The sequence below is a fragment of the Peribacillus loiseleuriae genome (genome assembly GCF_001183985.1).
GTDB classification, from domain to species: domain Bacteria; phylum Bacillota; class Bacilli; order Bacillales; family DSM-1321; genus Peribacillus; species Peribacillus loiseleuriae.
Window position 1 is genome coordinate 66643 of sequence record NZ_LFZW01000002.1, and the last position, 12333, is coordinate 78975.

Consider the following 12333-nt stretch of genomic DNA (forward strand, 5'->3'; position numbering starts at 1 on the left):
TTAAACGGTCACCGCCTCTTTAATTAAACGTTGCATTTCAGCAGCTACAGCCTTTTTATCATCTTGGTTAGCAATACCGCCACCTACAATGATAAGGTCAGGGTTTGATTTAAGAACTTCAGGAAGTGTTTCTAATTTAATACCACCTGCGATTGCAGTTTTTGCATTTTTCACAACGCCTTTAATTGTTTCAAGGTCCTTAAATGAGTTTTGACCTTTTGCTTGTAGGTCGTAACCTGTATGTACACAAATATAGTCTACGCCCATTGCATCAACTTCTTGCGCACGTTTAGCAAGATCTTTTACAGCAATTAAATCAATAAGAATCTTTTTACCTTGTTTTTTTGCTTCTGCAACTGCGCCTTTGATAGACTCATCTTCAGCTACAGCTAGAATAGTGACGATATCAGCGCCATGTTCAGATGCTTTTAAAACTTCATAACCTGCTGCATCCATTGTTTTCATGTCAGCTAAAACTTGTAATTGAGGGAATGCTTCCTTCATAGCTTTTACTGCTTGAAGACCTTCAATTTTAACAACCGGTGTACCAATTTCTACGATATCAATGAAATCTTTAACTTCTTCCACCAATTTAATTGCTTCTTCAGTATTTACTAGGTCTATCGCCAATTGTAGTTCCATGAATAAGTCACTCCTTCATATAATTTGCGGATTGGTTGATTTATTAGTACTACCATCAGTATATGTCCTAATTTTCAGAAAATAAAGTACGCACTTTATTAACATATGGTGTTAAATATTATACTATTAAGAGTTCCTTCTTAATGAAAGTTGATTGAAGTATTGAATTAATCCATTAAAAGAGTGTTTGAGATTTATTGAATCGACTCAAATCTGTCATATGGAATACACAAAAATACAGACAGTCCTTTGCAAAAGAGAAGAATGTGATGTATTTTTTTTTCGGATACTAAAACCAGTCTTCAACCTTTTCTTTAGGGAAATATCGTTTACATTCTTTAATCAATGTGTCGCATTTTGCTTAATTAAGTGGTCAAAATAAAAATCCTTCTTTTTAAGAAAACAGAAGAAGGATTTTTGTTCATAGCATACAATCATTTGCTTAACTTGATAGCTATGGGGTTATTCACCTTGTCGTTGTGAACTTAAGCGATGTACTCTTCTACTGGAATATCTTTCGCGTCTTCTCTAACATAATATTTCCCTTTTGTAGCAATCGCCATAATAATTGTGACTACAAACGCGATGATAAAGGAAAAGAATGCAGATGTATTTTGTAAGAACGTCCCCATATATCCGAAGCCAGCAATGGAACCAAATATACTCGCTACTACAAAAGCAACGACGCCAACTGGATTCCATTTAAATAAATTCTTTTGTCTATGTTCATAATAAGTAGGGCCGATTTTTAATACTTTTTTAACAATGAATGCGTCACTTATTAAGATGGCCGCCCATGCCATTAGGAAAATCCCTTGAGCGATTAGCACACCACTTAAATGATCTAGTATGCCACCTAGCATTAAAGCGATTGAGGTTACTCCTGATACGACCACCCAAAACGGTCTTCCTGGTTTAAATTTAAACACGTTCTCAAAAAAGCTGGACAGAGATAATGAACCGCTGTATAAATTCGTAATGTTAATTCGGACCTGTGTCAGAATCGTAAAGAATACGCCGCCTATACCTAGGAGTTGAACCATATAAACACCAGGGTTAGCTTCTCCCATACGAACTCCAAACCAGATTCCGATAAGACCCATGATGAAAAAACAAAGAAGCTGAGGGAAAAACCCGATAATATACTTCCCTACCTTAACGTCATCTTTTTTAAGAAATCTCGCATAATCTGATGCAAGTAAAGCCATTAGACCTAATAATCCGTTTTGCATGCCTATGCAAAGAAGCAAGGCCGTTCCTCCAAATTTAACCCCATCTGGCACATAGGTCAAAAAGTTCCCGTCATAAGCTGATGGTTTGAGGAAAGATACAATTAAAGCGATTGTTAACATAATGATAAAGATCGGCAATGTGAATTTTTGTATTTTATCCAGTTGCTTAATCCCAAACCAGTTTAAAGGAATTACAACCGATCCAAAGAAAACAATTAACGCCCACATTGGAATGGCCGGTAAGAATTCATTCACGGCATATACCATGAGAATGCCTTCAAATGCACAGTACATAATAAAGTTTGAAGCATAAACAAGCGAGGTTAATGAAGCACCAATATAACCAAATCCTCCGCCCCTAGATAATAAGTTTACATTCATTCCTGTTTTTGCGGATAAATAAACAATAATTGTACTGATGATTCCGGCAACAATTGTTGCATAAATACCTGATACCAACGCGTTCATCGCGCCAAATTTAATGGCCATGATGCTCCCCATTTGAAAAAAGAAGATGGCTGTAGAAATACCTAACGCGATGTTTGCAACGCTTAGTAAGCCCATATTTCTTTTTTCAGTAGGCACTTTACTTAATGAATAATCATCTTTCATTAATTCTTTTTCACTCAGACCCTCTTTTGGTCCGGTTACATTTACTGACCCACCAGCCATAGTTTCATCTCCTTATGGAATACATTTAAAGATTTTGAATTATCAGTTAATTGAAAGGGTAATTATGAATGAATATATCCATTTAAACCTTACAATCATTTTTTGAGGCGTTTACGCTTCTACTTCAGTTTCCAGTTCTAATAGAGCAAAGTAGCTTCGTGTTGTTGGACCTGGTTCAATATTGTGAGTGAGCATATGCAAAGCGTTCGCTACTTCAATGCGGCGATAGGTTTCTGTTACACGTCCGTTCGTGGTGAGTGATTCTCGTCTTTGAAACAACTCTTCAAGTACTTCATTAGATAGACCTTCTGACATCTTGAATGAGTCCTTAACACATTTTTCTGCTTCTTCACAACTCGTGATCTTTACATCACTATTTTCCACGCAACCTTTCGGTGAATAGGCCAATGCACTAACGATTCGATGTTTAGCAGCATTTAATGTTTCCCTCAAAAAAGTGGGCTGTATAGGCTCCATGTCTTCTACAAGTAGACGTGTAATGCCACGGTCATTAATCGCCTCTAGTATTTGCTCAGGATCGTCTTCTACGATAACTTCTTTATGTGGTGGCCATATGTCCATCCAATAATGAGTCATATGCTGTTCACCGACATGAAAGACGAAGAATTCAGGATAAATAAACTGCTTCCCAGGCTCTACGCCAAGATCAGGTCGAAAAAAATCATAAAATCTTGTTAGCGCTGACATTAGTAAGGCACTTGCCCCTGTTCCACCACCAGCTTCCCTTACAACAACTCCTACACGGTCATGTACATTAAAACCTGGGAAAATATCTTCCAATAAAGCTTTCTGGCCATCTAGCTCAAAATCAAAATCTTGATAGCTCATAGCATTTACTGTATGCATTGTTTAATAACCCCTTTTCGTTTCATAGATTATAAGAACACTTAAATGGAATATCTCTATTTTTTAGATAGGAAAGGAAATATGGCTTCATGTATTTAACTTGAGATTACATATTAATTATTTGTTGAATTAAGTTTAGCCCATGCTTACTTTACCATATATTGTAATCGCTTTCTTTTGAGGTTTGATCATTAAGTGAACTATTTATTTTCTTATTTGATAAAACGACCTTTATTTCCATTGAATTACAAGAATATTCAAAGTTTTCCGATTTCACGAGAGAAAAGTAACCCGTTTGCGCAACGCTTTCATTTGTGCAAACGGGAACATCTATCATTCGACTTTAAAATCTAGTTAAACAATCGATTATGCAAATATAGGTTCTGGCAATCTGTGTGCAACATAAGTTGCTACACCATCACATTCAGGGTGGAACGTAACGGTAGTACCAGCGTTGATAATAACTACATCACCAGCTTCTGCTATCATTCTATCAGTCCCTTGATCATCACTAAGTATAAATTGACCACTAACAACAGTTTTAATTTCTAAGTAATCATATTTAAAATCAAAGCCTTTTTCGGCTTTTTGCATTGCATATAGACCTAATGTTACAGCACCTTCAGCTTGGGTAATAGGAATATCAATAATTTGGCTTCTCACTTCTGGGATTCCTAGTATCGCGTTGACTTCTTTTAGTTCTGTAGTACCAGCTTTAATTAATTGTAATCCTGGACCTTGACTTACATAAGTATAGTTGTCTTTTGTAGCTGTTCTGCTCATTTTTTTCACTCCAATTAATTTCATTATTTTTGTTTGAATATTCTATCTTTTTTAATTCTAGCATTATTAAATGATATTTACTTGCTTCAGTTTCATCAGTTTTGTCGCGTTCAACGTGCGACAAAACTGATGATAGTGCTGATTCTTATGCAAAGATAGAAGGGTATACTTAGACACTAACAGCCATATTACTTTTTAACTGGTGTGGAACCATGCTATATCTACATAACGTATGCCTGAACTTAACTCATTTTGGTCATCGGCTATTAAACAATATTGTTTATACGCTCCACCAGTTCATCATAACCTTTCATATCTGTGAAAGACCTAAGCGAATAGCAGACTTTATTGGGTACCGTTTTTTGTACATCAGAAAGGAACTTCTCGTGGCAAATAATAAGGTCTGCATATTCGGGAATATCACTAATAGAGGCATTTCCAACTTCTATAGTCAAATTTGCTTGTTTGAGCTTCTTTTTTAACATCGCAGCTCCCATTGCACTTGAACCCATTCCTGCTTCACAAATAAAAACGATGTTTTCAAGCTTATCTATATTGGAAAATGCTGAAATAATTTCTGTCTCACCTCTTTCTTTATTCATAGATGGATCAGTCATTTTATCCATCATCTCTTTTGTAATTGGTTTTTCATCTTTCTCTACACGTTGAAACTTTACATATTCACTATTTTCCAATAAAAGAGGAGAATCTGGCACTCGTTTTAAAAGAATCACACTGCAAAGAAAGGTGGCTATAGCTGAAAGCAATATACCTAAAATGATAAAGAGTATATCCTCTTTTGGCGCCAGACCGATAAACAAGAAGATACTGGCTGGCGATGGAATAGCGACAAGACCTACATCAAACATTTGAAATGTAAATACCCCAATCATTCCTCCTACAATAAGTGGAATAATTAAAAGTGGATTCATTAAAACATACGGGAAATAAACTTCCTGTACACCACCAAAAAAATGGATAAAAATAGCCAGTTTTGCACCCTTCCTTTGTTCAATCCCCATTTTCAACCAACAAGCAACAAGAATACCTAGTCCCGGGCCTGGATTTGCTCCTAACATGAAAAAAATAGATTTACCGAGTTCTTCTGCTTGCTGAACTCCAAGAGAGCCTAATACACCAAAATTGATAATATTATTTAAAAATAGTACTTTTGCAGGTTCAATGATTATGGCCGTCAGTGGGAGCCAGCCTGAGTAAATAATGGTTTCTAATAGCTTTGTGAGCCATTCCACAACAGCAGAAAATGTTTGTCCTACATAAAAAAAACATAAAATCGTGAGTATAGTAGCAATCATCGCAGCTAAGATATTACTAATGAGCAATTCATATCCAACACCAGGTAATTTCTTTTTTACGATATGATCAAGCTTTTTTATTAGCCAACCTGTTAATGGTCCGATAATCATGGCACCTAAGATGGCAGGAGTAGAACTTGATAGTATTAATCCATATGTCACGATGGAAGCTACAACAGCTCCCTGCTGTCCCCCTATTAATCGCCCACCTGTATAACCTAATAAAATAGGCAATAGAATGTTATTAATAGGATTCAATAAAAGTAAAATTCTATCATTATACCACCATCCATAAACCCCAAAGACTCCTTGAATGATTCCTGCGACTATAATGACCGCAATATTTTGGTAAACGATAGCGCTCAACAATTGGCCTAGTTTCTTCATCAGATTCACGCAGGAAGACCTCTGCTTCAAACACAGAACAGGCAACGTCCAGTGTTAAACAGAGGAGGAATGGCGCTTTTGCTAGCAATAATATCTCCTGCACTTCCTCCTTTCCGTAATAGAATGGGTAGAGGAGTAAACCGTTGGATGACTGATGTGAACCATTAGGTCAGTAAGGTACTCCTTTGTTTGTTGACAGCTTAAAGTAGGGGCCAAAAGAGTTCGCATTATCAAGAAGTTGACGTTCCCTGAATCTCCTTTAAGGAACGCGCTGCTTTCTTTTCATATGCCTCCGATAATACAGCTTCCAACGAACTGTTCACGACATCTGCCGTAGATTCTCTTAATACGTTAACAAATGATTCTTCTATTAACATGGAACTGATCTTACTGATCATTTCTATATGCTCTTTTGGCGCCCCCTGAGGTGCCGCCAATAAGAGTACTGTATGAACAGACTGTTGTTCTTCATCATCAGCAAAAGGCCATAAAATAGGTTCTTTCATTCGAAAAACGACAACAAGCAAGTTATTTATTCCTTCTGACTTAGCATGAATCATCGCCAAATCATCTATTACAAACCCTCCTTGCTGCTCACGTTCTTCAAGATCTTTGGAAAGCTTCTCAAAATCACTTACTTCCTCAATATCTTTAATCCCACTAAGAATGCTGGAAATCGTAACAGGTGGTCGTACATAAACATCATTATAGACTTTTAAATTTCGTAAAATTTGAATCATACCTTCCCCACATTTTGCAAGAGACATGACAGAAGATGATTTCCCGTTCGTATTTTGTACATTCTTTTGAATTGGCTTTGATTTATTCACTTTGAACAAGGCATTTTGAATTCTTGATATATCTTCTTGTTTGAGAAATGGGCTTACAATGACGACATTATTATGTTTCACAAAAGGAAGGTTTATTGTCGAAATCAAAATATCCACTTCCGCCTTTTCCTGCAGACCTCCTTCAAGCTCATTCATCGAGACAACTGCTTCTACTTTCAGATTCGGCATTTCAGTACGTAGCCTTGAAGCCAGATATGTTGACGTTCCAAGTCCACTAGAACATACAACAATGGCTTTATACTCGCTTTTTAAAGTGTCTTTCTTCCGAATAAGCGCAGCTCCGATGTGCATCGCCAAATAACCGATCTCATCGTTTGGAATAGGGCCGCCTGTTCTATTTGCTAAAAGCTCACACGCTTTCTTACATGCAGAAAACGTTTCCGGATACCTTGCTTTAATTTTTTCGAGCATCGGATTATGTATTTGAAGCCCGTATTTTAAACGGGTAAAAGCTGGAGCAAAATGGGAAACTAACCCATCAAAAAGCAGTTCATCCCCTTCAAACGATTCATCTAGATGGTATTCCACTGCTCGAATAAAGCTTTGTGTCAATTCAATCCAAGTAAATTCTTCTTTTTCATAGTTGTCCCTTTCTTTTCTGTTAGAAAGGCGGGCCCCTGATAAATGTAGAGCAATATAATTCACTTCAATTTTAGGTATTGAAATGGCAAGAACGGTTTCAAGTCGATCAACAATTTTTTCCGCAAGCGAATAGATTAATTGATCAAATTCAGAGTCTTGAGATACAATAGACACATTGGATGTTTGAATAATCTGTCCGCTTTTTATTCTCTCGACTGCAAGCATTAGATGAACAATTAGATTTACATAGTTCCGGTCTGTTAATTCGATATCTGTTTGCTCTTTTAAGACTTGGTGTATAACACGCTCAACATCCAAGATGTTATGAATTTGAACAAACTTTAGTAAACGATTTCGAATCATCATACCTAACTGATCTAGCACCTCCCCCCCTAACTCTGTCTTTTTATGGAAAAGTTCGAGCCATTCCTCGAACATTATATCCTTGTGAAGCAACCTGGACAACATCGTCCTCCGCTGCTTTTCCTGCCCATTGATATATACACCAATTCCTGGCGTTCGAATGAGTGTAATCCCCCCCTTTTCAAGCCAAATACTCACCTTGTCCAAATCAGAGCTGACAGTCCCTTCCGTAATCCCGTACTTTTTACTAAACACAAATTGCTTAATCGGTTCTTTAGAAAGCAATAAATCATAAGTCATTCCATCCTGCCGTTCTTCTGGGGAGTACGCGGAAAACGTTTTCGCCTGCTCTATGTGTTCTCTTAACCATCTCTTTCCTTCCTCTGATCCTTTCAATTCAAAACCATCTCCAATTCGTTTCCCTACTTTTAAATCGTAGGCCTCCAAGATAGTCTTAAGCGCTTTCATTTCTCTTTGAATTGTTCTTGTACTTAATTTAAACATTTCAGATAACTCTTTATACGTAATAGGTTTGTCAGCTATTAGCAGCGTCCTTAACAGCTCTTTTTGGCGAGAATCTAAAATAGGAATTTGTTGTTTCACTTTGTTTATCCCCCTCCAAATATAATCATTCTATTTATAGAAGGCTATACGCTGGCAGTCAAAAGAGTGACTTCCTATTGCTGCATTGACTATCAAAATTAAATATTAACGATAAAAAGGACTTTCCCTTAGTCCCTTAATAGTTTAACAGCTTCCTGAAAGAAGTCCGCTTCCTCAACGAATATGAAGGGCATAGCCTATTGAGTAGGTGGAGATGTATTTCGGTAGGCGTTAGCCTAAACTGTCGAAAAACACGAACTTTCGTTCTTTCCTGTATTTGTACAAATGCTCTTTGAAAACTGAAGATAGGAGGTTGTAACAGGAAAATCGTCTGTTACGCAAAATCTTCAACGTTCTAATTTCTCCGCACGTATCGAAGTAGCGAAAACCAAACAGAGTAGAGCGTGCGGTAAGTCTAACGCACAAGATCCTAAAAGTTTTCACTGTAGGGGACTACGGATAGAGACTACTCAATAACTAGTAGAATCACTGGTGTTCGTAGGAATCCCCCACTTAATTTTCCATAGAAAATTAAGTGGAGGGTAGTTCAATGCATAAAACAACCCTATTGATGTTTTATTGAAGCTTAGCTTTCACTTTTTTACTTACATTATCGGGAACCCAAGTTGTCCATACTTCTTCATATTCTTTTAAAAACCATATAGCCGCCTCATGTGTAGTTGTATCATATTTCTTCATGTAAGCTAAAAAGTCAGTCGTAATAGCATTGCTTATAGAATAGTTGCTTAAAAACGCAAAAACTTCTGGCACCTGTTCTGGCAGCTTGTTGTGAACAGCAATCGTTAATCTTTGTGAAGGGAACTCTGTACGGTACCCATTTAACCAATTTTTTTCATTGTATGGCGCATCTGTCAGTTCGGTAATATCATACAATCCGGCCGTCCATGTCGGTGTCCATATGTAGCCTACCCATGGCTCACCCTTATCATAGGCATTAATGAATGTTTTAATTAATGCTGTCTGACTAACTGATTCGGAATAATTAAATGTTTTGTATAACCCATAGTTTTTCATTTTTTCTCGAAACACTTTATTAGCATTCCATTCTGGATTCGCCCCATAAATACGTCCTTTATTTGGATCATCCGGATCTCCAAAAATTTCCCAATACTTAGGTAAATCATGAATCGATTTCAAATTAGGGGCCTTCGGTTCAATACCACGCTCGAGGTCCCCTTCAATAACATAGGTTGGAACATAAAGGCCTTGCCGCGTACTTTCTGAATTTACAGATGCTTCTATAATATCACCATTTTCAATGGCAGATTTATATTCTACCGGGTAGCTTCCCGACCAAATCTCCATATAAACATCCATACTTCCCGTACTTATCGCATAAAGTGAAGCTGTTTCAGATCCCGGAATTGATTCTGTTTTATACCCATAACCGTCTTCAATAATAATTCTTGCGATCTCGTTGTGTACTCTAATACTTTCCCAACCTGCATCCGCAAATTTAATTGTCCCAATTGCTCTAGTTGGTACGATAGAGCCACTAGAATTAATACAACCAGCGAGGACAAACGATGAAATAAGAGTTATTATGAAAATGAAGCTCATGCTCTTTTCCATTGGAATCTCCCTCTATCTTCACACTTTCTTCATATAATAGCGCTATCATTCGGCTTAATTCATGAAGATAAAGCGCTAGCCTTACACAAAAGCTTTTTGAATTTTGATTGAAGAAATGTCTCCATATTCTATTAGCTTATTATATATCAAACATTCTGTACATTCAGTTTTTTTTAAAAATTCATTGAAACAATAGAATGAAGTAATTTAAAAAATGAGCGAAAAAAAAGAACCTAGCGTGCATATGTAGTGGTGGGACACTCATACACCGTTATCGTAAGCTTCCTGCGAACACTTACCTGGGCCCTTACTCGTACTCTTCTGCCGTTGATTAGAGCGTGTATGAAGGTTCGTTGTAAGGGGGAAACCGTACCAATTACGGAAAGAGGATGTTTTTATCCGATGCAATAGTAGCGTCTTTTGTTTCGTAAAGGAGTCGGAAAAAATGGAGTTTTTAGTAATTGATAATATCGAGACGTTTAAAAAATACCGTCAATTTAAATCGTTGAAAGATTTTAACAACAACATTGAACATTGGTTGATTGAATACAAGCAGCATTTTACCACATCTGAACGGATCGCCTTAAAATGCTTAATCCGATATGTAGCTAAAGTACCGGGCATTTCAACGGCCAAGATCAACACGATTTTGGCAGCCATCGACGACAAGGCGAATGGATACGGGATAAACAGAGCCACATTTAAGCGAATGTTGTGCAAAGCAAAGAAAATCGGTTTGCTGACCGTCAAAGAGACGGTTCGTTCTAATATGTCGCAATCAAACAAATAGAAGGAAAACAATTCAATCTGTTTTCAACGTAAGGCTCCTAAAAGGCAAGGAAAAGAAGGCTGGCCTTCTTTTCCTTGCCTTTCTAGTAAGCTATCTAATACTCAGCTGAATAGTTACAAACTTCTTTTTTCTAGATACGGTAGGAAATATGGATTAATATACTAATAACAACGCTTTCTCTTTAAGATTAATAATTACTTGTACAACTTCTTTAGTAAGATAATCATGAAAACACCCTATAGTGCATAATAAGCTACTATAGAGTGTTTAATAATGTGTTTACTAGTCAGCTATTTCTTCTAGTAATTTCTGAAGAAGACTTTAATCGCTGAGTGTCTCTTTACCTATTACATAAATGTTGGTTCAGGCAGACGATGTGCTGTATAGAAAGCGTCTCCATCGCTTTCAGCATCAAAAATAATTGGGATATTAGGAGTGAAAATAATCACATCTCCTGCTTCAGCTACATATTTGTTACCTTGCTTGTCCCGCAAAACAAATTTACCTCTGTGTACAAACTTCACTTCTAAAAATTCATACAAGAATTCAAACTCTTCTCCAGGTTGCATAGAGAAGTATCCCATTGAAAGGGCGTTTTCAGATGCAGTAACTGGAACATCAATGATTTGGCTTTTCAGTGCCGGAATTCCTAAAATATCATTTAATTCTAGCTTTTTATAAGTACCCGCCTTAATAATTTGGACACTAGGTTTTTGGCTCAAATATTTGTAGTTTGTTGCTGCTGTTGATTGGCTCATTCGTAACACTCCTCTTTTTAATTTATCTTATATTTATTGTCGTTTTTTATATTAAACGGTAACCGCTTCTTTAATTAAGCGTTGCATTTCTTGTGCCACTGCTTTTTTGTCGTCTTTACCTGTAATGCCGCCACCAACGATTACAAGATCAGGCTGTGCTTGAATCACTTCAGAAAGCGTTTCCAATTTAATACCGCCTGCTACTGCTGTTTTTGCGTTTTTCACCACGCGTTTGATTGTTCTTAATTGTTCAAATGAGTTTTCACCTGCAGCTTGAAGGTCATACCCTGTATGTACACAGATATAATCAACGCCTAGTGCGTCTACTTCTTTTGCACGTTGTTCAATGTCTTTTACATTGATCATGTCGACAAGAATTTCAGATCCGTGTTTTTTCGCTTCTTCTACCGCACCTTTAATTGTTGAATCATCTGTTGCACCCAATACTGTTACGATACCAGCACCAGCTTCAGATGCTTTCATCACTTCATACCCGCCTGCATCCATGATTTTTAGATCCGCGAGGACTGTTAAATTAGGGAATGCTTCTTTCATTTCTTTAACAGCGCGAAGCCCTTCGTTAATAACAACAGGTGTACCGATTTCAACGACATCTATGAACGCCTCTACTTCTCTAACGACGCTAATGCCTTCTGGAATGTTAACAAGATCAAGTGCTAATTGTAATTTCATGAATAAGTCACTCCTTCATATAATTTGTGGATTGATTGATTCATTAGTACTACTACCAGTATATGTCTTAATTTTCAGAAAATAAAGTACGCACTTTATTAACATATGGTGTCATAAAATATACTATTGGACTTAATAAGATTGAGTCTACTATCCTTATTACCTGAATGATAGATATTATTGATCACTCTTATATTTATA

At 36.9% G+C, this 12333-nt stretch carries 10 protein-coding genes; 1 reads left to right on the top strand and 9 read right to left on the bottom strand.

Going from position 1 to position 12333, the window contains the following annotated elements; all coding sequences use genetic code 11:
- The 7 genes from hxlA (AC625_RS24045) to AC625_RS24075 form a co-directional block, all read right to left on the bottom strand.
- On the bottom strand, positions 1-642 hold the full coding sequence (gene hxlA / locus AC625_RS24045; protein WP_049683919.1) for a 3-hexulose-6-phosphate synthase: 642 nt from the start codon (positions 640-642) through the stop codon (positions 1-3).
- Positions 643-1127: 485 nt separating this feature from the next.
- The gene (locus AC625_RS24050) at positions 1128-2546 is read right to left on the bottom strand and encodes a purine-cytosine permease family protein (RefSeq protein ID WP_049683950.1); all 1419 of its coding nucleotides are present in this window, start codon (positions 2544-2546) and stop codon (positions 1128-1130) included.
- 111 nt (positions 2547-2657) lie between these two features.
- Positions 2658-3413, bottom strand: a complete 756-nt coding sequence (locus tag AC625_RS24055; protein ID WP_049683951.1) for a hypothetical protein — start codon at positions 3411-3413, stop codon at positions 2658-2660.
- A gap of 366 nt (positions 3414-3779) precedes the next feature.
- On the bottom strand, positions 3780-4220 hold the full coding sequence (locus AC625_RS24060) for a cupin domain-containing protein (protein WP_082191315.1): 441 nt from the start codon (positions 4218-4220) through the stop codon (positions 3780-3782).
- A 242-nt stretch (positions 4221-4462) separates the two neighbouring features.
- Positions 4463-5899, bottom strand: coding sequence for a PTS transporter subunit EIIC (locus AC625_RS24065; protein ID WP_156187682.1), 1437 nt, complete (start codon positions 5897-5899; stop codon positions 4463-4465).
- A gap of 230 nt (positions 5900-6129) precedes the next feature.
- Complete coding sequence (locus AC625_RS24070) at positions 6130-8298, bottom strand: BglG family transcription antiterminator (RefSeq protein WP_049683954.1); 2169 nt, start codon at positions 8296-8298, stop codon at positions 6130-6132.
- Between the two features lie 576 nt (positions 8299-8874).
- Positions 8875-9891: an ABC transporter substrate-binding protein gene (locus AC625_RS24075; RefSeq protein WP_049683955.1), complete on the bottom strand. Its 1017-nt coding sequence runs from the start codon at positions 9889-9891 to the stop codon at positions 8875-8877.
- A gap of 445 nt (positions 9892-10336) precedes the next feature.
- On the opposite strand from AC625_RS24075, the gene AC625_RS24080 reads away from it, so the two are divergent.
- A complete protein-coding gene (locus AC625_RS24080) occupies positions 10337-10681 on the top strand; it encodes a hypothetical protein (protein WP_053178208.1) in 345 nt (114 codons plus the stop codon).
- Positions 10682-11028: 347 nt separating this feature from the next.
- Here the strand turns inward: AC625_RS24080 and AC625_RS24085 are convergent, their stop codons facing one another.
- Positions 11029-11439, bottom strand: a complete 411-nt coding sequence (locus tag AC625_RS24085; RefSeq protein WP_049683956.1) for a cupin domain-containing protein — start codon at positions 11437-11439, stop codon at positions 11029-11031.
- Between the two features lie 51 nt (positions 11440-11490).
- On the bottom strand, positions 11491-12132 hold the full coding sequence (gene hxlA / locus AC625_RS24090; protein WP_049683957.1) for a 3-hexulose-6-phosphate synthase: 642 nt from the start codon (positions 12130-12132) through the stop codon (positions 11491-11493).
- Between the last annotated feature and the right edge of the window lie 201 nt (positions 12133-12333).